13 protein-coding genes are annotated in these 24,785 nt (G+C 39.5%); 10 read left to right on the top strand and 3 right to left on the bottom strand.

Translation table 11 applies throughout. From position 1 onward, the window contains the following. Window positions 1-16: 16 nt before the first annotated feature. On the bottom strand, window positions 17-613 hold the full coding sequence (locus LBYS_RS12670; protein WP_013409240.1) for a 5-formyltetrahydrofolate cyclo-ligase: 597 nt from the start codon (window positions 611-613) through the stop codon (window positions 17-19). A gap of 800 nt (window positions 614-1,413) precedes the next feature. Here LBYS_RS12670 and LBYS_RS19315 point away from each other — a divergent pair. The 7 genes from LBYS_RS19315 to LBYS_RS12635 all read left to right on the top strand — a co-directional run bounded on the left by LBYS_RS19315 (window position 1,414) and on the right by LBYS_RS12635 (window position 10,397). Continuing rightward, window positions 1,414-2,040, top strand: a complete 627-nt coding sequence (locus tag LBYS_RS19315; RefSeq protein WP_187287897.1) for a sensor histidine kinase — start codon at window positions 1,414-1,416, stop codon at window positions 2,038-2,040. Beyond that, window positions 2,018-2,659 carry a LytR/AlgR family response regulator transcription factor gene (locus tag LBYS_RS12660; protein ID WP_013409238.1) on the top strand — a complete coding sequence of 214 codons (642 nt, stop codon included), beginning with the start codon at window positions 2,018-2,020 and terminating at the stop codon, window positions 2,657-2,659. Before LBYS_RS19315 ends, LBYS_RS12660 begins: the two co-directional genes overlap by 23 nt. 44 nt (window positions 2,660-2,703) lie before the next feature. Continuing rightward, window positions 2,704-3,012: a transposase gene (locus LBYS_RS12655; RefSeq protein ID WP_013407105.1), complete on the top strand. Its 309-nt coding sequence runs from the start codon at window positions 2,704-2,706 to the stop codon at window positions 3,010-3,012. A gap of 164 nt (window positions 3,013-3,176) precedes the next feature. Continuing rightward, window positions 3,177-3,908, top strand: coding sequence for a DDE-type integrase/transposase/recombinase (locus LBYS_RS12650; protein WP_013407251.1), 732 nt, complete (start codon window positions 3,177-3,179; stop codon window positions 3,906-3,908). Window positions 3,909-5,786: 1,878 nt separating this feature from the next. Next, the gene (locus LBYS_RS12645) at window positions 5,787-8,318 is read left to right on the top strand and encodes a cation-translocating P-type ATPase (RefSeq protein ID WP_013409237.1); all 2,532 of its coding nucleotides are present in this window, start codon (window positions 5,787-5,789) and stop codon (window positions 8,316-8,318) included. Window positions 8,319-9,763: 1,445 nt separating this feature from the next. Next, window positions 9,764-10,117 carry a type II toxin-antitoxin system RelE/ParE family toxin gene (locus LBYS_RS12640; protein ID WP_013409236.1) on the top strand — a complete coding sequence of 118 codons (354 nt, stop codon included), beginning with the start codon at window positions 9,764-9,766 and terminating at the stop codon, window positions 10,115-10,117. Then, window positions 10,107-10,397: a helix-turn-helix domain-containing protein gene (locus LBYS_RS12635; protein ID WP_013409235.1), complete on the top strand. Its 291-nt coding sequence runs from the start codon at window positions 10,107-10,109 to the stop codon at window positions 10,395-10,397. Before LBYS_RS12640 ends, LBYS_RS12635 begins: the two co-directional genes overlap by 11 nt. A 2,446-nt stretch (window positions 10,398-12,843) precedes the next feature. Here the strand turns inward: LBYS_RS12635 and LBYS_RS12625 are convergent. Both LBYS_RS12625 and LBYS_RS12620 read right to left on the bottom strand, forming a co-directional pair. Next, the gene (locus LBYS_RS12625; RefSeq protein WP_222836519.1) at window positions 12,844-14,523 is read right to left on the bottom strand and encodes a metallophosphoesterase family protein; all 1,680 of its coding nucleotides are present in this window, start codon (window positions 14,521-14,523) and stop codon (window positions 12,844-12,846) included. A 37-nt stretch (window positions 14,524-14,560) separates the two neighbouring features. Beyond that, window positions 14,561-18,550 (bottom strand): hybrid sensor histidine kinase/response regulator, encoded by a 3,990-nt coding sequence (locus LBYS_RS12620; RefSeq protein ID WP_041823695.1) that lies wholly within the window; start codon window positions 18,548-18,550, stop codon window positions 14,561-14,563. Window positions 18,551-18,819: 269 nt separating this feature from the next. Here LBYS_RS12620 and LBYS_RS12615 point away from each other — a divergent pair, with 269 nt between their 5' ends. From LBYS_RS12615 to LBYS_RS12605, 3 genes are all read left to right on the top strand, one after another. Continuing rightward, complete coding sequence (locus tag LBYS_RS12615; RefSeq protein WP_013409232.1) at window positions 18,820-21,885, top strand: SusC/RagA family TonB-linked outer membrane protein; 3,066 nt, start codon at window positions 18,820-18,822, stop codon at window positions 21,883-21,885. A gap of 23 nt (window positions 21,886-21,908) precedes the next feature. Next, window positions 21,909-23,603: a RagB/SusD family nutrient uptake outer membrane protein gene (locus tag LBYS_RS12610; RefSeq protein ID WP_013409231.1), complete on the top strand. Its 1,695-nt coding sequence runs from the start codon at window positions 21,909-21,911 to the stop codon at window positions 23,601-23,603. Between the two features lie 69 nt (window positions 23,604-23,672). After that, complete coding sequence (locus LBYS_RS12605; RefSeq protein WP_013409230.1) at window positions 23,673-24,785, top strand: glycoside hydrolase family 88/105 protein; 1,113 nt, start codon at window positions 23,673-23,675, stop codon at window positions 24,783-24,785.

Here is a 24,785-nt window from a genome sequence, read left to right as displayed (position 1 = left end):
GAAAATAAACGGTTTTTTAGTCCCATTTCCAGACCCTTGTGGGGGTGATGCAAAAATCCAGTGCGATGTCACGTTCTGAAGCATCATCTATGGGTTCATAGGCTTCGAGGAGGGAGAGGCCTACTTTTAGGGTTTTTGGGGTGGAGTACTGCAGGAAGCGGTCATAATAGCCTTTGCCATAGCCAATGCGGTTTCCCAAGCTGTCAAATGCGAGTAGTGGAACCAGTACGAGGATGTCTTCTTTTTTAAAGGTATCGAAGAAAGTTTCGGAGGAGAGTCCATCTTCTGTAGTTTCCGGTTCCGGTATGCCCCAGCGGTTCAGAGCATAGGTTTTATCTGCTTCAAAAGGAAAGTGCAGAAGTTCTCCATTTTCCAGGGATTTGGAGATATATACATCTGCGGCAAAATCCTTCAAGAGGGTGTTTAGGATGGGATAGGTATCCGGTTCCTTGTTTTTAAGTATGGGTAAGAAGGCGTGTATGATGCTGTAGCGGTGTATAGGGATGCGGGAGAAGAGTAGGGAACGCAGGCCGGCATTGAGCTCTTGTGTTTCCTCCGTAGACAGGTTTAGGCGGTGCGCTCTTGCTAATGTACGTAGCTCATGTTTATTCATGGTGGAAAGTTAAAAAAAAATCGGTTGCCGTAGTGACAACCGATTATCCTCTGATGAGGTGGGGTTTGTGTGGACTTGTACCGGATAATAAGAAATTACCTTTTTGCGTGCTTATCTTATTTTAAATAAATAGATTAGTGAAAGGATCCTATTACCAGGTACTTTTTGTGTATCACTATACGGGTAGTGATCGTGATGTTTTTGTGTGTATTCGCTGGTCATTTAAAGTAGGATACGGCTTGTTAAGTTATTTTAACCCTTTTGTTTTTCAGGACTTTTTTGGGGGATTTGTAAGACAAAGTTCAGGGGCAATTGGAGTAGCAGGAAAATTATTTGATGAAAGTGCCCATAGTCCATGTGAGATATTGTTTTGCATAGATATGAGTAATAGTCAGCCTGTAAACCTTATAAAATCTTCGTTCAAAATTCATCTGACCTATTGGGTTCTTTTTTGGTTGGTGGATTATCTTCTTGCTTACGCCGTACGGTTCGGTGAAGTCTATCCTTATTACCCATATTTTTTGAACGTAGTTTTTTGTACACTGTATTTCTATGTGTGTGTGAAGTTAGTGATAGAGCCTACAATTGAGAGATCTAAGTTGCTACTGGCGACAGAAATTTTAGCTCTTATTTCAGCATTTTGTATTATCAAATGGGTAGTAGAATGGGCATTTCATACAGAGCAGTATGTAAAAAATCTTCAGGAGAGGAAAAGGTACTTTGCTTATTTTAGTTATGAGATTTGGAGGTATACTACCATGACTTTCTACTCTTTTGCATATTGGTACTATAAGAAATCCATGAGGGAAGAAAATTTGAGGAGAATGGCAGATCAGAGGCAGTATATAGGGCAAATCGATTTTCTGAGGGCTCAGATTCATCCCCATTTTTTGTTCAATACTTTGAATTTGGTTTATAGTGAGATAGCTGAACTCAGTGAAAAGGCGGGAAATGCAGTTTTGTCATTGACAAGGTTAATGCGGTTTTCGGTAGAGGGTACAAAATTTGAAGCAATATCCATACTTGCTGAAATTGAGGCAATAGAGGAGTATTTGAGTCTACAGAGGTTGAGGTTAGGGGAGAAATTGAATTTAGAGTATTCAAAATCAGGAAAGCCAGAACCTTTTCTAGTTCCACCCCTTTGTTTTATAAGTTTAGTGGAAAATGCTTTTAAATACGGGGAGATAAAGGACCCTATACAAATCTCTATAGATATTGGAGAAGAAATTAGATTCTATTGCAGCAATAGTATCAGAAGAGATTTCAAAGACAATACCGCTACATCTGTGGGGTTAAAGAATGTTGTAAGGCAGTTAGAGATGTATTTTGGTGAAAATGTAAAATGGGAGATCCATCAAGATCAGAGAATTTTTTATGTCTCAATAATTATAAACACCATAAGCCATGAAATGCATAATAGTAGATGATGAATTAGCCGCCATTAAAATTTTAGAAAATCACTTAAGAAAGATCCCGAAAATAGAGATTAAATACTCCTTTTCTGACCCTATGGATGCTTTAGAGTATTTAAGATCTCATGAGATAGATTTGATATTTCTAGATATAAATATGCCACAAATTAATGGGTTTGACTTCATGGATCTGCTTAAAGGCAAATCGAATGTGATTTTAACCACGGCATATTCTGAATTTGCAATAGAAGGTTATAAATATGATGTAGTAGATTATTTATGTAAGCCCATAGGTCTTTCTGAACTACTGAAAGCTATTCAGAAAGTAGAGGAAAGAGGGGGCACTTCATTAGATAAAGTTCAGGACTTTATATTGGTTAAAGGAGACCATAAAGGTAAGTTTATTAAGGTGGCCATTGCAGAAATTCTCTATATACAAGCGGCGGGAAACTACGTATTTATTTATACGCTAAATGAGCAAAGGATCATCACCTTATTAACTCTTAAGGAGCTAGAAGGTAAGTTGCCCGCTGAATTGTTTATTAGAACACATAAAACCTATATAGTATCGGTATATCACATAGAATTGATTGAAGGAGGAGAATTAATTTTAAGATACCTAATAGCTCGATAAAAACTTGGACACAAAACTAAGTTAACAATTAATTAGATTTGTGTATGTCAAAACATCGAAAAACATGGAGTTTGGAGGAGAAAGAGAAGATTGTACTTCATTCTATCCAGCACGGCGTAAGTTATTCATCGCGAGAATTTGGGGTTTCTACTGTGAGTATTTATAATTGGAAAGAGAAATTTGAGAAGTTAGGCAAAAGTGGCTTGGAAGCAGGAGCAATGACAGATGCCGAGCGTGAACTCAAACAATTACGTCGTGAAAACGAAGCTCTAAAAAGGATAGTTGCTGAAAAAGAGTTAGCTATTCAAATTAAAGATTCCCTTTTAAAAAAAAGTCAATCTCTAAAGAAATAAAAATCCAGGTAGTTGACGAATTTCTAGAGCAAGGGAGGCCTAAATATCTAGTATTAAAGCATGTAGATTTACCTCGAAGCAGCTACTATTACATTTCTACAGGTACAAAACCGGGGAAAAGGGCCTCAGGTTATGTATATGATATGGAAAATAATAGGTTTGATATGGATTATATTTTACAAGAAACTAAAACACTTCTGGAGGGCGAATTTGTGGATTATGGGTATTATAAAACCTACCGCTATTTAAACCAAGAAAAGGGATTGAGAATTGGGGCTTATAGAACCTATAAGCTCATGAAGGAAAACAATTTATTAAAATTTCAACGCAGTAATACCAAGAGAATAAGTAGGAACTGGGTAAAAGAACTCGTTCCCATTGTACAAAGAGAATTTGCATTCCTAGAATTTGATATTAAATATGTATATATCCAAGGAAAACGCACAAATGCGCAAGTACTGACAATTTTGGATGTTTTTTCGAGATGGCAATTGGGACAATACATCGCAAATTCTATTAAATCTGAAGATGTAATAAATCTATTTGAACAAATTTTACAAACTTATCCGATGCCAAAGCAATTTATAGTAAGAAACGATAATGGCTCACAATTCGAAGCTTTAATAGTTCAAGAATATCTAAAACAAAAAGGTATAACTCAGGAATTTACAAAACCGGCAACACCTCAACAGAATGGACATATAGAAGCCTACCATTCAATTCTGGAAAGTGCTGTATGTCAACGATTTGAATTTGAAAGCCTACAAGAATTTAAACAAGTAATGATAAGATGGAAAAAATTCTATAATTTCGAAAGAATACATGGCGGTCTTCACTATAAGTCCCCTAGAAAATTCCTCGAATCAATTGGTGTAAAAATTGATCCGAATTGGTGAAATAAATTAAAAATAGTGTCCAAGTAATTGCGTTTAAGACAGATATGTGAAGCAGAGAATACCCATAGGCAGGACATATAGGGCGGCTCTTTTTGATAGATTTGAATCTAAGATACTGAGTTCTTAAACTTAATATTTAAGGAAGGGATTACCAAAAAGCCTTTGGCTTTTTGGACTAAAAACTAAGGATTAAAAATTTAAGAACATTTAGTATTTAAATGGCCAAAATACTGCCCTAAATAATACTAATGATTCCGAAATTATTAATTAATCGCGAAGTGTTTATTAGGATAAAACTGGACTTTAATTAAAAGGAGCGCCCCTTAAGCTAAAAGACATGAATTTTCTTTCTCTACTTTTTTTGGCGCAAAGGGTCCGACCGTTCGGAAAGTAGCAAAAAAACATGAATATTCTTCTTGTTACTTTTTTGGCGCAAAAAAGTAACCAAAAAACATGAATTTTATGATGTCCTCTTTCGCTTCGCTCAAACGGACCATAAAATTCGGTCAAAGGAACATTAGTATTTATTCTTTCGACACTATTAAATATTAGTTAATCGCGAAGCGTCTATTAGGATAAAACTGGACTTTATTTAAAAGGAGCGCCTCTTAAGCTAAAAGACATGAATTTTCTTTCTCTACTTTTTTGGCGCAAGGGTCCGACCGTTCGGAAAGTAGCAAAAAAACATGAATATTCTTCTTGTTACTTTTTTGGAGCAAGGGTCCGACCGTTCGGAAAGTAACCAAAAAACATGAATTTTATGATGTCCTCTTTCGCTTCGCTCAAACGGACCATAAAATTCGGTCAAAGGAACATTAGTATTTATTCTTTCGACACTATTAAATATTAGTTAATCGCGAAGCGTCTATTAGGATAAAACTGGACTTTATTTAAAAGGAGCGCCTCTTAAGCTAAAAGACATGAATTTTCTTTCTCTACTTTTTTGGCGCAAGGGTCCGACCGTTCGGAAAGTAGCAAAAAAACATGAATATTCTTCTTGTTACTTTTTTGGAGCAAGGGTCCGACCGTTCGGAAAGTAACCAAAAAACATGAATTTTATGATGTCCTCTTTCGCTTCGCTCAAACGGACCATAAAATTCGGTCAAAGGAACATTAGTATTTATTCTTTCGACACTATTAAATATTAGTTAATCGCGAAGCGTCTATTAGGATAAAACTGGACTTTAATTAAAAGAAGCGCCCCTTAAGGTAAAAGACATGAATATTCTTCTTGTTACTTTTTTGGTGCAAGGGTCCGACCGTTCGGAAAGTAGCAAAAAAACATGAATATTCTTCTTGTTACTTTTTTGGCGCAAAAAAGTAACCAAAAAACATGAATTTTATGATGTCCTCTTTCGCTTCGCTCAAACGGACCATAAAATTCGGTCAAAGGAACATTAGTATTTATTCTTTCGACACTATTAAATATTAGTTAATCGCGAAGCGTCTATTAGGACAAAACTGGACTTTATTTAAAAGGAGCGCCTCTTAAGCTAAAAGACATGAATATTCTTTCTCTACTTTTTTTGGCGCAAAGGGTCCGACCGTTCGGAAAGTAGCAAAAAAAACATGAATTTTAGAATGGCCTCTCTCACTACGTTCGAACGGCCTCTAAAATTCGATCAAAGGATCATTATTATTTATTCTTATGAAATTATTAGGTATTAAATATTAGTTAATCCAGAAGCGTCTATTAGGATAATAGCGGACTTAAATCAGATGGGCTGCCTATAAAGCTAAAATGCCTACAAATGCTATTGTTCCGACACTATTAGTTTTTAATGATCAAATATTACTAGATTTTCATGTGGGTCGGTGGATCATAAGTTGGATTCATAAAAAATCTAATAACTTTGAATGAAACGTTAAGTAAAAGACATGGAAGTCCCTAATCAATTCAAAGGCCTAAACAATACTGAGGTAGAAAAATCGCGGATAAAGCATGGAGACAACAGCATTGAGGGCCACAAAAAGAGTAGCGGACTCGCTTTGCTATTAAACATTCTTAAGGAGCCAATGTTACTCCTACTTTTTGCCATTTCCGCAATATATCTGCTCATAGGAGAATACGGAGAAGCATTATTTATGCTTGCTGCGATTGTTGCCGTTTCTGCGATATCATTTTATCAAGATAGTAGAAGTAAGAAAGCTTTGGAGGCTCTTGAAAAGTTGAACGAACCACTGTCTTCTGTCATTCGGAATGGGAAAGTAGTTCAAATTCCTACAAATGAGATTGTCATTGGAGATCTATGTCTTACAGAGGAAGGAAAGTATCTTAATGCTGATGGGAGGATAGTATACAGTACTGACTTTTCCGTGAATGAATCATCTGTAACAGGCGAAAGTTTATCTGTATATAAGGGAATTGGAGATAAAGTTTATGGGGGTACGATTACAGTATCTGGAATAGCCGTTTTTGAAGTAGAAGAAATAGGGATAGGAACTAAAATTGGGAAGATTGGTAGCTCTTTGTTGGCCATAGAAAAGGAGGATTCTCCTTTACAACAGCAAATCAGGAAGTTTGTTAAGACCATGGCGGTGGTGGGTCTTGTTATATTTCTCCTTGTTTGTGCTGTTCATTATTACAACAACAGAAATCTTCTTGAAAGTTTGTTGAACGGTCTTACTCTAGCCATGTCTATACTTCCTGAAGAAATTCCGGTTGCCTTTACCACCTTTATGGCTTTAGGATCTTGGAAGTTGATGAAGGAAGGAATTATAGTGAAGCAAAGCTCCGTAGTAGAGACACTAGGGAGTACTACAGTGATCTGTACTGATAAAACGGGAACCATTACAGAGAATATCATGCAATTGAAATATTTGTATGAATATGCTTCTGATAAGACTTATGAAACATTTGGGGATACTGTCACCTCAGAATTGATATCCTATGCCATGTGGAGCAGTGAGCCAGTGCCTTTTGATCCAATGGAGAAGACTTTGCATGAGGTTTATTCGTCTATGTCTAAGAAAGATCTAAGGGGAAAGTTTTCCCTTATTTATGAATATCCTTTAGAGGGAAAACCTCCAATGATGACACATATCTACAAGAATGTTGAAGATAGTAGAAGGATTATTGCAGCTAAAGGTGCTCCAGAGGCTATCCTTCGGGTTTCTACGCTTTCTGAAGAAGAAAAAGAAAAGGTTAGAAAATGGATCCGGGATTTTGGTTCGGAAGGCTACCGGGTTTTGGGTGTTGCAAAATCACATTTTGAAGGAGAGGAATTTCCGGAAAAGCAACAAAGCCTACCTTTCGTATTCCTAGGATTGGTGGTATTTTATGATCCGCCTAAAAAAGGAATTCAAGACGTTTTCAAGCAGATTTATGATGCAGGTATAAAAGTAAAAGTGATCACCGGCGATAACGCTGACACGGCAAAAAGCATATCTATGCAGGCCGGAATTTTGGATGCTGACCGCGCTATTGATGGAAAAGACTTAATGACCTATTCGGGTAGCGAGTTACTAGGAAAAGTGAAGGAAAATGTACTATTCTCTAGAATGTATCCGGAAGCAAAATTAAAAATAGTAAAAGCGTTAAAAGAAGAGGGAGAGGTTGTGGCTATGGTGGGAGATGGGGTGAATGACGCTCCAGCTTTGAAGGCTTCTGATATTGGCGTAGCTATGGGGAATAAGGGTACGGAGATTGCCAAATCAGCGGCTTCGATAGTACTTACTAATGATGATTTAAACAAATTAATTATTGGTATTGCTTCAGGAAGAAGGATATATTCTAATATTAAGAAAGCGGTTCAATATATTATTTCTATACATATTCCTATTATACTTACGGTTTCAATTCCATTATTTCTCGGTTGGATATTTCCACAGATTTTCACCCCGGTACATGTAATATTCTTAGAATTAGTGATGGGGCCAACCTGTTCTATAGTGTACGAAAATGAACCTATAGAGAAGAACGCCATGCTGCAGGGGCCAAGGAAAATGACAGATACATTCTTGAATGGGAGGGAACTGAGCATAAGTATCATTCAAGGTTTAGTGATCACCTGTGGACTACTGTTTATGTATCAATACACCGTCCAGAATGGGGGGAGTGAAGAAAAAACTAGGGCTATGGTTTTCTCGACCTTAATCTTTTCGAATGTTCTTTTGAGCTTAACGAATCGTTCTTTCTATTATAGTGTAATTGAAAGCTTTAGGAACAAGAATATGTTACTTCTAGCTGTGAACAGTTTAACGCTTATCATTCTCTTTATGATCTTGTTCATACCAGCGATGTCCAACTTCTTTAAAGTAGATAGTTTAGCTATAAATGAAATAGGTTTTTCAGTTATAACGGCTTCTTTATCAGTGTTATGGTTTGAGGGGTACAAATGGATAAAGCGTACAAAAGCTAATAATGCAAAGGTATTTAAAGGAAAAGGTAAAATTATTGATAGGGGATAACTGCCTTAGTCAGTTATAAAAACCTACGGGTGATTATACCTACTGTCTCCGCTTTTGGGAAGTCCATAGTTTAAAATAGTGGGAGATTTTCTTCCGGAATTACCGGATCTTAGCGAAACACTACTTAAGCTATAAAACATGAATTTTCTTTCTCTACTATTTTTGGCGCAAAGGGTCCGACCGTTCGGAAAGTAGCAAAAAACCATGAATATTCTTTCTCTACTTTTTTTGACGCAAAAAAAGTAGCAAAAAAACATGAATTTTATGATGTCCTCTTTCGCTTCGCTCAAACGGACCATAAAATTCGGTCAAAGGAACATTAGTATTTATTCTTCCGAAACTATTAATTATTAGTTAATCCAGTAGCGTCGATTAGGATAAAACTGGACTTTAATTAAAAGAAGCGCCCCTTAAACTAAAAGACATGAATTTTCTTCTTGATACTTTTTTGGCGCCAGGGTCCGACCGTTCGGAAAGTAGCAAAAAAACATGAATATTCTTCTTGTTACTTTTTTGGAGCAAGGGTCCGTCCTTACGGAAAGTAACCAAAAAACATGAATTTTATGATGTCCTCTTTCGCTACGCTCAAACGGACCATAAAATTCGGTCAAAGGAACATTAGTATTTATTCTTCCGAAACTATTAATTATTAGTTAATCCAGTAGCGTCTATTAGGATAAAACTGGACTTTAATTAAAAGAAGCGCCCCTTAAACTAAAAGACATGAATTTTCTTCTTGATACTTTTTTGGCGCCAGGGTCCGACCGTTCGGAAAGTAACCAAAAAACATGAATATTCTTTCTCTACTTTTTTGGCGCAAAAAAGTAGCAAAAAAACATGAATTTTAGAATGGCCTCTCTCACTACGTTCGAACGGCCTCTAAAATTCGATTAAAGGATCATTAGTATTTATTCTTCCGAAACTATTTAATTTTAATTATTAGTTAATTAAGTAGGGGCGATTCGGATAAAAATCTACAAAAATCTGAAGCAATGCACCTTAAGAAAAAAAAACATAAATATTCTTTCTGTACTTTTTTGGCGCAAAAAAGTAGCAAAAAAACATGAATTTTATGATGTCCTCTTTCGCTTCGCTCAAACGGACCATAAAATTCGGTCAAAGGATCATTAGTATTTATTCTTCCGAAACTATTAATTATTACTTACCAAAAGCTGAAAGCTTTTAGTAAGCCCTGCCTTATAATCTTACTTTGAGATAAGAAATGATCATAAATGTCTCCAAGTGTCTGATATTCTGTGGTATTATATTTTAATTTGTTTGGAGGGTTACCTGTGGGATAAGTAAAATAGTCTTTAACCAATAGATCTACTAAAAGGAACCATTTGAATTTGCTAAAAATGGGATAAAAAATTCATAAATAAGGGTTTAGGAAAAAAATAATGGAATTAAATGTAAAAAATTGTAACTTATAAATTACTTTTGTTATGAAAGTTCGCACAGTAATTGCCTTTAAAGATTACTTTGAAGAATTTCTTCTAAGCCAAGAGGAAAAGGTTCAAAACAAGATTTTTAAAATAATTGAAGCAATTGAGACGCTGGAGCGGATTCCTGCAAACTATTTAAAGCATATAGAGGGCAGTAATGGGCTGTATGAGGCGCGTATACAATTGGGCTCAAATATTTGGAGGGTGTTTTGTTTTTTTGACGGAGATCAGCTAGTAGTTTTAACTACTGGATTTCAAAAAAAGACTCAAAAGACCCCGAAGCAGGAAATAGATAGAGCTATTAAAATTAAACAGGAATATTACAATCAAAAAAAGTTACACAATGGAAACTAAAAACTGGAAAGAAGTAAAAGACCGAGTCTACGGTAAAAGAGGTACCCTGAGGAGAGAGGAACTTGAAAGGGATTTTGAATCATTCAAAGTTGGACTTCTTCTTCGGAAGGCTCGCGAAGAGAAGCAACTAACTCAAGCAGAATTAGCTGAGGCAGTGGGAAAGAAGCGTGAATATATTTCAAAAATTGAGAACAATGGTAGTAATCTTACCTTAAAAACCTTGTATGATATTGTTGAGAAAGGATTAGGAGGAAAGGTTAAGATTTCAATTGATTTTTGAAGATGCACTACTAAGGAATTCGCAAGCTTTCCTTCACTACCTCTATTATTCTATTAAAGTGTTTTTTTACAGTAAGGATTCAATTCTTAAATATTTACTCTTTAAATAGTAGTTCCTCCGCCTAGCTTCAAAAGCTAAGAGGTATCAAATCCTTATACAATCTCAAATAGGACACGAAAGTATTAATTATTAGTTAATCCAGTAGCGTCGATTAGGATAAAACTGGCCTTTAATTATAAGAAGCGCCTCTTAAGCTAAAAGACATGAATTTTCTTCTTGATACTTTTTTGGCGCCAGGGTCCGACCGTTCGGAAAGTAGCAAAAAAACATGAATATTCTTCTTGTTACTTTTTTGACGCAAAAAAGTAACCAAAAAACATGAATTTTATGATGTCCTCTTTCGCTTCGCTCAAACGGACCATAAAATTCGGTCAAAGGAACATTAGTATTTATTCTTTCGACACTATTAAATATTAGTTAATCGCGAAGCGTCTATTAGGACAAAACTGGACTTTATTTAAAAGGAGCGCCTCTTAAGCTAAAAGACATGGATTTTCTTTCTCTACTTTTTTTGGCGCAAAGGGTCCGACCGTTCGGAAAGTAGCAAAAAAACATGAATATTCTTTCTCTACTTTTTTTGACGCAAAAAAAGTAGCAAAAAAACATGAATTTTATGATGTCCTCTTTCGCTTCGCTCAAACGGACCATAAAATTCGGTCAAAGGAACATTAGTATTTATTCTTCGGAAAGTATTAATTATTAGTTGATCGCGTGGCGTCTATTAGGATAAAACTGATTTAAATCACAAGAATCGCCCCTTAAGCTAAAAAGACATGATTTTTCTTTCTCTACTTTTTTTGGCGCAAGGGTCCGACCTTACGGAAAGTAGCAAAAAAACATGAATTTTATGATGTCCTCTTTCGCTTCGCTCAAACGGACCATAAAATTCGGTCAAAGGAACATTAGTATTTATTCTTCGGAAAGTATTAATTATTAGTTGATCGCGTGGCGTCTATTAGGATAAAACTGATTTAAATCACAAGAATCGCCCCTTAAGCTAAAAAGACATGATTTTTCTTTCTCTACTTTTTTTGGCGCAAGGGTCCGACGGTTCGGAAAGTAACCAAAAAACATGAATATTCTTCTTGTTACTTTTTTGGAGCAAGGGTCCGTCCTTACGGAAAGTAACCAAAAAACATGAATTTTATGATGTCCTCTTTCGCTACGCTCAAACGGACCATAAAATTCGGTCAAAGGAACATTAGTATTTATTCTTCGGAAAGTATTAATTATTAGTTGATCGCGTGGCGTCTATTAGGATAAAACTGATTTAAATCACAAGAATCGCCCCTAAAGCTAAAAAGACATGGTTTTTCTTTCTCTACTTTTTTTGGCGCAAAGGGTCCGACCGTTCGGAAAGTAGCAAAAAAACATGAATATTCTTCTTGTTACTTTTTTGGCACAAAAAAGTAACCAAAAAACATGAATTTTATGATGTCCTCTTTCGCTACGCTCAAACGGACCATAAAATTCGGTCAAAGGAACATTAGTATTTATTCTTCGGAAAGTATTAATTATTAGTTGATCGCGTGGCGTCTATTAGGATAAAACTGATTTAAATCACAAGAATCGCCCCTAAAGCTAAAAAGACATGATTTTTCTTCTTGATACTTTTTTTGGCGCAAGGGTCCGACCGTTCGGAAAGTAGCAAAAAAACATGAATTTTCTTCTTGATACTTTTTTGGCGCCAGGGTCCGACCGTTCGGAAAGTAGCAAAAAAACATGAATTTTATGATGTCCTCTTTCGCTACGCTCAAACGGACCATAAAATTCGGTCAAAGGAACATTAGTATTTATTCTTCCGAAACTATTAATTATTAGTTAATCCAGTAGCGTTGATTAGGATAAAACTGGACTTTATTTAAAAGGAGCGCCTCTTAAGCTAAAAGACATGATTTTTCTTCTTGATACTTTTTTTGGCGCAAGGGTCCGACCGTTCGGAAAGTAGCAAAAAAACATGAATTTTCTTCTTGATACTTTTTTGGCGCCAGGGTCCGACCGTTCGGAAAGTAGCAAAAAAACATGAATTTTATGATGTCCTCTTTTGCTTCGCTCAAACGGACCATAAAATTCGGTCAAAGGAACATTAGTATTTATTCTTAGGAAAGTATTAATTATTAGTTAACCGCGAAGCGTCTATTAGGATAAAACTGGACTTTAATTAAAAGAAGCGCCCCTTAAACTAAAAGACATGAATTTTCTTCTTGATATTTTTTGGGCGCAAGGGTCCGACCGTTCGGAAAGTAGCAAAAAAACATGAATTTTATGATGTCCTCTTTCGCTTTGCTCAAACGGACCATAAAATTCGGTCAAAGGAACATTAGTATTTATTCTTCCGAAACTATTAATTTTTAGTTAAAATTCCGTTACGCTTTTTACTGTCCCGTTAATCCATTCTCTGAACCTCCTGCGTTTCCAAATTTACTGAAAAGGCATCAGCCGGATCTCCGTGTGACAGTTTATGGAGTAGGGTGAATAGCCAGCGATGTTCAGGTTTTTCAGCCTTTTCCAGTGCTTTAAAGATATTTTCGTAGTCTTTCCAGCGATTCGCAGGGATATCACGTTTGGCTAATTCATCGGCAGATTGGAACTTGTACAGATCAAAGAGCAGGTCTTCTGTAGTCCAGGAACTTGGGGAAGATTTGACCTTGAAAGCTTTAAACCAGTCTTTGGAGGTCCAGTGCTCAACTTCTGCAAGGTATTCTTTGGGCCAATCTGTAGAGACATAACGCAGTCGGACGAGTTCCTTCAGATGGAATAACATGAATTCTCTATAGGTTTTAGTCTTGAGAATTTCCTTTTTCCAGGTTTTTCCGCTCTCTTTATTCGCTTCCAGTTCCTTTTGATAAAGGGGGAAAAGATAGTCAAAGTCTTTTACGTCTTCTATGATTTCTGTGCTGATTTTAAATCTCTGTGGGCTTTCAATGCTGAGGATCTTATACGCCGGCACATAAGCCGCTAGGGAAGGGACCTGTATATTGATTAGAAACCTACCGTCTGGGTACTTTCTTATGCCTGTATCATTGATATGCATGTGACCGCCGAAATGCAACTGTACTCCAGCCTGAGAAAGGACTTCTGCTACTTCTTCTCGCGGACTGCGGTGCAATTGCCATTTGGTAGGTCCTAGTAATTGGCTTATCTCTGCATTCGCTTCATCATTATAATCTATAGCCGGATAGTGGGAAAAGGTTAATAGGATCTTCCCTCTCTTTTTCGCCTCCCGACTTACCTTTTTGATCCAAGTGATGAGATGTTGTTTATGGCTTAAGACCTCGTTATATCCTATTCCGGCTGTTTTGTACGATTTAGGGTCATAGGGATCTCCTTCCTTGGACTTTGGAACATAAGTATTTCCATCCAATGCAAGAATCCAAACGCCTTCTACAGGTTCTACCAGGTAGCTAAGGTCCGGTACCCAGAACCCAGGCTCTATTTCGTACATCCTTCTGGTGTAGGCGGAGGAGAATTTGGCTTTTTCATACTGGTATGGCTCTTCTAAAGCTTGATCAAAGGGGGTGGACCAAAGCAGATAGGAAGGGTCTGGCATAAAACCGAAAGGACTAAGGGTTTCTAGAATCTCTTCGTAGCCACTTGGGGCAATATCCTGGGTGATGATGCCTTTATTTCCATTACTATAGATGCCAAATGGCTTGCCATCTGCTCCTAAGAAGTCACTCTTTCCCCCATCTTGACGGAACGGACCCAGGGGGTCATGATTTCCGGTGGTGATGAGGAAACGCATTCCGTGCTTTTCGGTGTAATCTTGAAGTATTTCCTTTAGTCCACGTAGATTATAAGCTTGTCCGTCATCAGTATAGTCGCCGGGAAGGGCTACGAGTTTAATGCCTTTGGCTACCAAATCTTCTAAGGCTGCTTTAAAGGCAAAATAGTTTTCATTGAAGATGCGGGTAGAACGAAGTTGGGCACTCATGGTCCTAGCCAGGACGGGTTTACCGGTAGTGGGATGTGGGACGCCTTGGAAATCTATATCTTCGAATTTAGGGTGAATGTCATGGAAGTGAATGTCAGACAGGAAAGCGATCTTAAGCTCCTGAGCGCTCATTCTTTGGATAGAAAAAAATAAAAAAAGAAAAAATACGCTAAACGTTCGTTTTGACATGGTTTTTAGCAAATTCTGATGGAGATACATGATACAACTTCTGGAAGGCGGTTCGGAAATACTTGTAATCTTCTATTCCTACTTGTTCCATGACTTCTGTGATTCTGAACTTTCCGGTAGTGAGCAGTTGGGCCGCCTTTTTCATACGTACGTCACGGATGAACTCCACCACACTCTGTCCGGTGAGGTTTTTTAGCTTACGGTAGTAGGCGGATTGGCTCATACCGGAGGATTGTACTAGACTTTGAACTCCAAACTGTTTATTGGTTAGATTAACTTCTATGATGCTCATGGCTTCTCTTAGGAAGTTCAAATCTGCATCCTCCAGTTCTGTTTCTTTAGGTTCAGTGACCAGTTGCCTTTGGAAAAGTTCTCTGAGTTTTTTGCGGTTCTGTAAGAGTGCGGTCACTTTAGAGAAGAGGATTTTCGGATTAAAGGGTTTTACGATATAGTCATCTGCTCCGCTTTCTATGCCTTCCAGTTCATGTACTGCTGCAGCTCTGGCGGTAATCAGCACTATGGGTAAATGGGCGAACTTTGGATGGTTTTTAACCTTAGAACATAGTTCTAGGCCATCCATTTCCGGCATCATGACATCACTTAGAACGGCGTCAGGGGTATCTTTCTGGATCATATCCCAGGCTTCTTTACCGTTTGTGGCCATGCTTACTTTAAGTGTGGAGCCAAAGATTTCTTCGAGATAGTTTCTCAGGTCTGCATTATCTTCGACGATGAGGAGGTGTGCATCCATTTTGGCTTCTTTTTCAGGTAGGAAGCTTGGGAGTTCCTCTTTATCCTTCTTAAAACTAATGTCTTGACTGTTTTGGAGAGGCAGTTTTACGGCAAAAGTAGATCCTTCTCCAAGTATGCTTTCTACTAGGATTTCTCCACCTAACATTTGTACCAATTCCTTCACTAGAGAAAGGCCAATTCCCGTTCCTGGGATCTTGCTTCGGTTAACGGATTGGTAGAAAGGTTCAAAGATGTTCTTGATATCCTGGGGGTGGATACCTATTCCACTGTCTTTAAAAGTTAGGCAGAGAGATTGGTTTTCAGTCTTTTGAACGGATAATTGGATCTGCCCTCCACTTTGAGTGTACTTGAAGGCATTGGAAAGGAGATTAGTCAGGATGATTTCTAATTTAGCAATGTCAAAATCAGCTACTAATTCCGTATGGTCAGATAGGAACTCATACTGTATGTTCTTCTCTTCAGCCTTGATCTTGAAAATGAGGAAGATCTCACGTATGAAGGAAATGACATCCACCTTTTCCAGATGAATAGGCATATTTCCGGACTCTACTTTTCGTAAATCCATGAGTTGGTTCACAAGGGTCAAGAGCTTATGGGCTTGTTTATGTACCAAAACGGCTTTGCCGTGCGCTTCAGAACCGGGCTCTACGGCTTTCACCAGATCATCTGCGGGATGTAGGATCAGGCTTAAAGGAGTACGAAGTTCGTGGGAAACATTCGTGAAGAAGTTGAGTTTCATTTCTGACAGCTCTCTTTCTTTCTGTTTCTCCATTTGTTCCAGAGCTACTTTGTTTTGAAGCTCTCTCTGCTTAGCGCGAACTCTTCTGTACCAGCTCAGTACCAAGAAGAGTAAGACGGCATATGAAAGGTAAGCCAAGGTGGTTTTATACCAAGGCGGTAGGATTTTGATGTTCAAAGTGGCGTCTTCTTCTGACCATATCCCATCTCCATTATCTGCTTTGACCTTGAAGGTATATTCTCCGGCAGGTAATCCGGCGAAGGCTGCTATTCTCTGGCCAGGGGGAAGTGGGATCCAGTTTTCGTGGTAGCCTTCAAGTTTATAGGCGTATCTCTGTTTTCTAGGATTTTGGAAGTTGAGTCCCACAAAAGAAATGGCGAAATCATTTTCTTTGTCAGATAGCGTAATCTTCCCTGAACCGCTCAGATGTGCGCGAGGGTGCTTTTGGTCCTCGTAGGTCACTATTCTAAGACCCGTGATCTGCATTTTTGGAGGGTAGGGGTTCCGGGAGATGAGGTTGGGGTAGAAATGGGAGATTCCATTGATTCCTCCGAAATATAACTTCCCATCTGCGCCTTTGCATGCCGCACCTATCTTGAAAGAGTTACTTTGTAAGCCGTCAGCCACGTCAAAGTGAAGATAGGTTTTGGTTTCGGGATCAAATTTGTAAAGACCTCTTCCACCTATCCAGAGTTCTCCATTGTCTGCTTCTACAATGGTTTCAACATTAGACTCCGGAAGGTATTTATCATATCTATGGATGGTATTTACATTGTCAATCATGTGTAGCCCACCACCTAAGGTACCTATCCAGAGTCTGCCTTTTTTGTCTTTCAGAAGAGGCCAGGAATAGTTAACCTTGAGGCTATTTTCTTTTCCGGTTTCAAACTGGAAATGTTGAAGGAGTTCCAGGCCTTTTGGTCCCCATTTCAGTTTACAGACTCCGGCATTTCGGGTGCTGGCCCACATGACGTCTTCTTGAGCGTCATAGAGTAAAGAGGTGATTTTATCTGTGGGTAAGGGGCTATTTTCAGGGTTGAGTACTTGTATAAACTTACCTGATTTGTCAAAAATGTAAATCCCTGCATAGAAGGTGGCTATCCAGATTTGCCCTTTACCATCTTCTCTTATGCACAGAGGTTCTATTTGGGACCATGGGCGTAGACCTTCAATTTCCGGAAGTCTTTTGAGGGCTAAGTTAGATTTGTTTAGAATATATATCCCATTTTCTCTGGAAGAGACCCAAAGTTCATTATTACCGGGATCATAGATGCTGGATACGCTGATGTGAGTGGTGCTGGCGGAAACTTTATTGTGCAGCACACTCCTGAACTCACCAGTGGCTGTATGGTACCGGGCCATACCGTTTCGGGTGCCTATCCATAGGTAATTTTGGTCGGGCCAAAGGGTATTGATATAATTATCCGGCATGTCCTTATGGCTGAGTTTATTGATGAGGCCAAAGGGTTTTGCCAGTAGACTGATCTTGTTAAGTCCACCGGATGATGCGGCGAACCAGAGGTTTTTGAAGGAGTCTTCGCAGACTTGGTGAACTCTGTTAGAGTTGATGGCCCAGGGATTATCCGGATCTACGGAGAAGACATGGTCTGAAAAGTCCAAGAGTTCAGGACCGTTTGGTTTCAGATTAGTGACCAAATGCAGACCGAAATTAGTACCTATCCACATCCTCTTATAGGAGTCCTCATAAATGCAATTTACGGAAGCGAATGAGCCATTGAGGAAGGTCAGTTTCTGATTCAGTCGGGCTACTTGATGGTCTGAGCCTATCCAAAGGGTGTTTCCTTTCTGTACATACAGGGCTCTCACGTTATTCTGCGTCCATGCTGAGAACCTTTGTGGGGTTTTGTCTTTTGATTCTAGTTTCCATAATCCTAGACCCGTAGTTCCTATCCAAAGGGTACCTTTTTCGTCAATCTCTAGTTTGAAGACGGCCACCGGATTTCCGTCTTTGGTAAAAGGGAAGGTTTGGATCTGATTCTTAACCTTCAGCAGGCCGTGATAGCGTGTACCTATATAAATCTCCCCATTGGGGTGTTCTACTACGGTTCTGGCAGAGATTTCCTTTAGAAGTTGTTTGTCGGTCTTATCAGTAAGCAGATCCGCTAGGGGACGAAATGCATCTGTGATGGGATCGTAGAAGTAGACGCTTTGTTCGTCGGCAGTGGCCCAAATCCTCCCTGATTTTCCCTGGTAAAGGGAGGTGATTCGGTTGTTATAGATGCCGGAGGAATTATCGTTTGGGAGTACATAATTTTTAAGTTCGTACCCATCGTAACGGTCAATGCCATTATTCGTACCGATCCATATGAATCCCTTGGGATCCTGGAGTACGGCTACGGCATCACTATGGGCTAAACCGTCATTTACGGTGAGGTGTTCAAAACGAAAGTTCTCCTGCCCATAGCTGAGCATGTTTATTAAGAATAGGCTGAAAAGGAGAAATTTCTTAGTCTTCATCCCTACAAAAATAGGAGCTTTTTTGTGAGAGTGTGTACTATTCTAATTAATTGTGTCTAATCTACGCATAATCAATCTGCTAGGCCTGTAGAAGGGTATGATTTTGCTGCAATAATCCTGTTTTACGACGAAAATACCCCATGTTTTCGATGATTTTGCCCCTAGCTAAAGGGGCTTAGGCGGTGTAATTTTGCACTATTCAAATAAATAATTTTGAGTTTCTCATAGGGGACTCAGAAGGCGCAAAATTAAATTAACTATTCAATCGTATGAGAAAACCTCTATTTTCAGTACCGATTCATCTCAGGGGCGTAGCCTTAATCATGCTAGGTGGTGGCTTATTACTAAGTCCTGCGGCAGAAGCGAAGGATCGGGGAGTGAACTTAAGCGCTATTAATGCGGTGGTCAACCGTAATCTGGAAGGTAAAGTGACAGACACTAACGGCGATCCCATTCCAGGAGTTAACATTCGGGTAGAAGGCACTACATTAGGAGTCATTTCTGATGTGAACGGGGACTTTAAGTTATCTGTTCCGGATGGCAGAGTAACTTTAGTATTCACTTCCGTAGGGTACTTAGAGCAGAAGGTAGTTGTAAACCCCGGACAAACGGTAGTAAATGTCAGTTTAGAAGACGATAGCAAACTGATGTCAGAAGTGGTAGTAGTAGGTTATGGTACTCAAAAGCGTTCTGACATTACGGGTTCTGTGGCATCTGTTCCAAAGGAAAGATTGTCTAACCTACCTGTGAATAACGTGATGCAAGCTGTACAGGGTGCGGTAGCTAACGTATCCGTTTCTCAAGCGTCTTCCATTCCGGGTGATGCTCCATCTACTCAGATCAGAGGTAGAAACTCTATCAATGCCTCTTCAGAACCTTATGTAGTTGTGGATGGGATTCCATTATCCAGAACTGACGGTTCTATTAATGACATCAACCCTAATGATGTAGCTTCCATAGAGATCCTTAAGGACCCTTCGGCGGTGGCTATTTACGGGGTGAACGGTTCTAATGGTGTAATCTTGATTACAACAAAGAGAGGAACCACAGGAAAACCAACCGTCCGCTATAACACATACGGTGGGGTGGAAGAAGCGGCCCATATCCTTGAGCCTGCATCTCCTGAAGAATTATTAAGACGTTACGCAGAATATTCACGTATCACCAACACCAGTTTATATAACGGAGGTCCGGTACGTAACCAGTACGAGTGGGATAATTACCAGAATGGAGTAACTACAGATTGGTTAGATGCTGTAATGCAAACCGGTGTGGTTCAGAACCATAACGTGGGGATCTCCGGCGGTACAGAAAATGCGAAGTACTTCGTGTCTTTGGATTACCTGGATCAAAAAGGTATAGTGCAAGGATACAACTACAAGCGTTATTCCTTCCGTACGAACACAGACGTCAAGGCTACCAAATATTTAAGCATTGGAACATCTACCTTTATCGTTTCTCATAATAGAGACGGAGGACGTGCAAACCTATTGCAGGCTGCAGCCATGAGCCCTTATGCCAGAATGTATAATGAGGATGGTTCATTAACGCAGTATCCTATGTATTCAGAGCAGCTTTGGGCTAACCCATTGTTGAATACCACTACAAACCCTATCCGTAGACAGTGGAACATTTCTCTTAACGGTTATGCTGATGTAAACTTTGGTAACATCTGGAGACCATTAGCAGGTTTGAATTACAAGTTTAACGCGGGTTATTCCTTTGTTCCGGTGCGTAATAACGAGTACTATGGTAAGTCGGTTTACAACATGTCAGGAACCGGTACCATCACTAACAATGAGTCTCAAACCTATACTTTAGAGAACATTGTAACCTATAACAAAGACTTTGGTAAACATCATTTTGACCTAACCGGACTATACGCTGCGAAGGAGAAGTACTGGCAACAAGCAGTAGCTACCGGACAAGTATTCCCTAATGATGATTTGGAGTGGGGTAACTTGGAGTCTGCATCAACTCAGACGGTTTCCTCTCAGGCTGATAAGTACCGTTCACTATCTCAAATGGGTAGATTGAACTATGGATTTGACAGTAGGTACATGTTCACATTGACGGTACGTAGAGACGGTTCTTCTGTATTTGGTAAGAACAATAAATATGGTACTTTCCCTTCAGCGGCTTTGGCATGGAACATTACTAATGAGTCCTTCATGCAGAAGTATAGTGATGTGTTGACCAACTTGAAACTACGTGTTTCTTACGGTATCTCAGGTAATGAAGCTATAGGTGTATACCAAACTCTAGCTTTGATGAGTTCTGGTTCTCTAGCCATGGACGGCAGACCTTATACTACCTTGAAGGTGCAAAGCAGAATGGGTAACGATGATTTGCAATGGGAAAAAACCAAAGGATTTAACACCGGTCTAGACTTCGGTCTATATAGAAACAGAATCTCAGGTACTATTGACTTCTATAAGACCAATACCTTTGATATGCTTTTGTTACAACGTATCCCTCAGATTACCGGATACAATGACGTATGGTCAAACATAGGCAAGGTAGCGAATACGGGTATTGAACTAACGGTGACCTCCAAAAACATAGTTAAGCCTGACTTCTCCTGGTCTTCTACCGTAGTATTCTCTACAAATAAAAACAAGATAGTAGATGTATACGGTGACGGAAAAGACGATATCGGAAACCGTTGGTTTATAGGCCATCCTGTAGGTGTGATTTATGATTATACCAAAGTAGGCATCTGGCAAGAAGATGAGATAGAGCAAGGACTGAACAAAGGATGGGATGATACTGCTCTTCCGGGCGACTTAAAACTAGCTGACTTGAACAAAGACGGTAAGGTAGATGATAATGACAGAAGTATTCTAGGTCAAACGGCTCCGAAATGGACAGGTGGTTTAACTAACACTTTGACCTACAAAAACTTCAACTTGAACATCTTCATTCAAACCGTACAAGGTGCGTTAAGAAATAACCCGCAGATAGGTGGAGCTTCAGATGAGATGGGAAGAAGAAGTACTCCTGCAGCTTTAGGCTACTGGACTCCAGAAAACCGTAGTAACGAATGGAGATCTCTTGGGAACCACTCGAACTCTCACGGATACGGCTTCCCTGAAGATGCAAGTTACACTCGTCTGAAAGACATTACATTAAGCTATAACTTCGGACAAAACGCTTTGAACAAGATAGGAATAGGTGGATTACAACTTTATGTAAGCGGAAGAAACCTTTACACTTGGACGAACTGGTTAGGATGGGACCCTGAAGCCAGAGATATCACCAGAGGATCTGCGAATGATAACTTGAATTATCCAATGGTTCGTACGTACGTGTTAGGTGCAAACATTACTTTTTAATCAACCTTGAAAATTTTAGTGTGATGAAAAAATATTTTAAAAGTGCGATGCTAGTAGCCGGTGTTTTGCTAACTAGCTCATGCGGAAAAAACTATTTGGATGAGGATCCGTATTCTAGCTACCGTACAGGAGCTACAGATGCTCAGACCATTGAAGCCCAGGTGGTAGGTCTACACCGAATCTTCGCCGAATTATGGGGATATAGCGGTAGACAAGGTTTCTTGTCGTGCTGGCAAATCGGAACAGACATCACCAGTGCAGGGGCAACTGAAGGAGTGGAAAACCCGTTTTATCAGTATGCCGACTTGAATCCTGAGAACGGTGCAGTTACCTATTTGTGGCAAAAAAGCTACGATTTTATAAACCATGCCAATGTGATCATTTCGGCGGTGGGAGAGAATAATGTGAAGGCCAATGCAGAAGCTCGTTTCTTCCGTGCATATGCCTATAACATGTTAGTTACCCTCTATGGTGATGTGCCATTATTGAAAGAGCCGGTGGCTAGTCCGAAGTTTGATTTTGCAAGAAACGCGGTAGCTGAAGTTGATAAGTTGATCGAGGAAGACATCACTTATGCAGTAGCTAATCTACCTGAAGTAGGACAGACGGTGACTCAAAACCGTGCTACTAAGGACATGGCCAGACAATTAGGTGCGGAGGCTTACCTGAGAATGGGTATGCGTGATGCGTCCTACTATGCTAAAGCGGAGCAATTGACTACTGATATCATTAATTCAGGTAAGTATCAATTGATCAGCAGCAGATATGGTAAATTCCTAGGAGAAGGTGGAGATGCGTACAGAGACATGTTCCGCTTTGGAAACCAGAGAAGATCTCAAGGAAACACAGAAGCTATCTGGACCTTCCAAATGGAGTTCAACAGAAACGTGACTGGAGGTACCATTGATAACCCTCAACACAGAAGGGTTTGGCAGCCGGCTTACCACAAGTGGGACGGTATGGTAAATGCCGACTCTTTAGGGGGGAGAGGTAACGGTAGATTGAGATTGAGCAACTTCATGAAGTATACCGTATGGAAAGGACTAGATGGAGATATCCGTAATAGTAATTACAATATCAGAAGAACTACTAACTATAACCGACCAGGCTTCAGTGCGAATATTGGTATTGATAAAGACGGTTATAGAGTAGATCCAAACTCAGCTGATGCGGTTCAAAAGGTGACCGTTAAGACCGGGGACCGTGCAGTGCCTTTCAGAACAGATAGTTTAGAAGTGTGGTATCCATTCCCTACTAAATGGGGTGGCTATGACCCGGAAGATGACTTTGGGTACGCCTTAGTGAAAGACTGGCCGGTAATGCGTTATGCTGAAACCTTCCTGTTGAGAGCGGAAGCCCGCTTCCGTCAAGGAAATAATGCAGGTGCAGCAAGTGATATCAATGTCATCCGTGACAGAGCATTTAAGGATGCAAGAGCAGCTAAAGGCAATCCTGATTTAGGAAAGGTGTCTGCCGCAGATATCAATATTGACTTCATCCTGGATGAAAGAGCTAGAGAATTGATAGCTGAAGAAAACAGAAGAATGACTTTAGTGCGTACAGGTAAGTTGAGAGAAAGAATCGCTTTGAACACGGATTCCGGTCCAAGTAATAAGATCATAACGGGATTTGCAAACCACAATGTGTTATTGCCTATTCCATTGAATGATATCCGTCTCAATACGAAGGCTGAGTTAGCGCAAAATCCTGGATATTGATTGTAGATTAAGCTGCCTTGGAAACAGGGCAGCTTAATTTTCCCATTATTGATTAATAAATACTAAGTAATGTTGAAGAGATTCTTTTTTTTGCTTCTTATATCCACACTTACCTCCCGGGGGCAAAGCAGTACAGAAGTACGAGAAATCATAGACAAGGTGAATACGTATTGGCAGGAAAACAATCCTAAGTTGGGCTGGGCCTTCTGGGATATTGCTGCGTATCATACCGGAAATATGGAAGTATATAAGTTGACCGGAAATGAGCAGTATCTGAAGTATTCCGAAAAATGGGCGGAGCAAAACGAATGGATGGGAGCTAAGTCCAATAAGAAGGAGGAATGGAAGTATTCCTATGGAGAAAAGGATGACTTTGTGCTTTTTGGAGATTGGCAAATTTGTTTTCAAACCTATGCTGACCTCTATGAAATAAATCCTCAAGAGTATAAGATAGCCCGCGCTAAAGAGGTGATGGAATACCAGATGAGTACGGATAAGAACGACTACTGGTGGTGGGCAGACGGGCTTTATATGGTAATGCCGGTGATGACAAAAATGTATAAGATCACGGGAAATCCACTCTACTTAAAGAAATTAAATGAATATTTTCAGTACGCCCACAGTATCATGTATGATAAAGAGACCGGGCTGTATTACAGAGATGCTAAATATGTTTATCCCAAGCACAAAAGTGTGAACGGGAAGAAGGATTTTTGGGCCCGGGGTGACGGTTGGGTTTTTGCTGCTTTCGCTAAGGTGATCCAGGACCTTCCAAAGAAGGAGCCCCAAAGAAAGACATATATTAAGTTGTATCAGAAGATGGCCAAAACCTTAGTGGAAACTCAGCAGGCAGAAGGCTACTGGACGCGCAGCATGCTTGATCCGGCTCATGCTCCAGGACCAGAGACCAGTGGTACGGCCTTTTTTACCTATGGTATGCTTTGGGGGATTAATAACGGTATTTTATCCGAAAAGAAATATTTGCCTACCGCTAAGAAGGCCTGGAAATATCTGACGGAGACGGCATTGCAGGAGAATGGTAAGGTAGGTTATGTGCAGCCTATAGGAGAGAAAGCTATTCCAGGACAGGTAGTGAACGAGAATTCTACTTCTCCGTTTGGGGTGGGGGCTTTTTTACTTGCTTCCTGCGAAATGTATAGATTTGTAGAAAAGAAGAAATAA

Source organism: Leadbetterella byssophila DSM 17132 (assembly GCF_000166395.1).
Classification (GTDB): Bacteria; Bacteroidota; Bacteroidia; order Cytophagales; family Spirosomataceae; genus Leadbetterella; species Leadbetterella byssophila.
The sequence above is the reverse complement of the archived record's forward strand: the minus strand, read 5'-3'. Positions and strand labels throughout refer to the sequence as shown.

Coding starts and splice junctions, on each gene's coding strand:
- LBYS_RS12650 (WP_013407251.1), top strand. CDS start 3,177: ATGGATTATATTTTACAAGAAACTAAAACACTTCTGGAGGGCGAATTT.
- LBYS_RS12660 (WP_013409238.1), top strand. CDS start 2,018: ATGAAATGCATAATAGTAGATGATGAATTAGCCGCCATTAAAATTTTA.
- LBYS_RS12635 (WP_013409235.1), top strand. CDS start 10,107: ATGGAAACTAAAAACTGGAAAGAAGTAAAAGACCGAGTCTACGGTAAA.
- LBYS_RS12610 (WP_013409231.1), top strand. CDS start 21,909: ATGAAAAAATATTTTAAAAGTGCGATGCTAGTAGCCGGTGTTTTGCTA.
- LBYS_RS12625 (WP_222836519.1), bottom strand. CDS start 14,523: ATGAGCGCTCAGGAGCTTAAGATCGCTTTCCTGTCTGACATTCACTTC.
- LBYS_RS19315 (WP_187287897.1), top strand. CDS start 1,414: ATGAGGGAAGAAAATTTGAGGAGAATGGCAGATCAGAGGCAGTATATA.
- LBYS_RS12615 (WP_013409232.1), top strand. CDS start 18,820: ATGAGAAAACCTCTATTTTCAGTACCGATTCATCTCAGGGGCGTAGCC.
- LBYS_RS12620 (WP_041823695.1), bottom strand. CDS start 18,550: ATGAAGACTAAGAAATTTCTCCTTTTCAGCCTATTCTTAATAAACATG.
- LBYS_RS12640 (WP_013409236.1), top strand. CDS start 9,764: ATGAAAGTTCGCACAGTAATTGCCTTTAAAGATTACTTTGAAGAATTT.
- LBYS_RS12670 (WP_013409240.1), bottom strand. CDS start 613: ATGAATAAACATGAGCTACGTACATTAGCAAGAGCGCACCGCCTAAAC.
- LBYS_RS12645 (WP_013409237.1), top strand. CDS start 5,787: ATGGAAGTCCCTAATCAATTCAAAGGCCTAAACAATACTGAGGTAGAA.
- LBYS_RS12655 (WP_013407105.1), top strand. CDS start 2,704: ATGTCAAAACATCGAAAAACATGGAGTTTGGAGGAGAAAGAGAAGATT.
- LBYS_RS12605 (WP_013409230.1), top strand. CDS start 23,673: ATGTTGAAGAGATTCTTTTTTTTGCTTCTTATATCCACACTTACCTCC.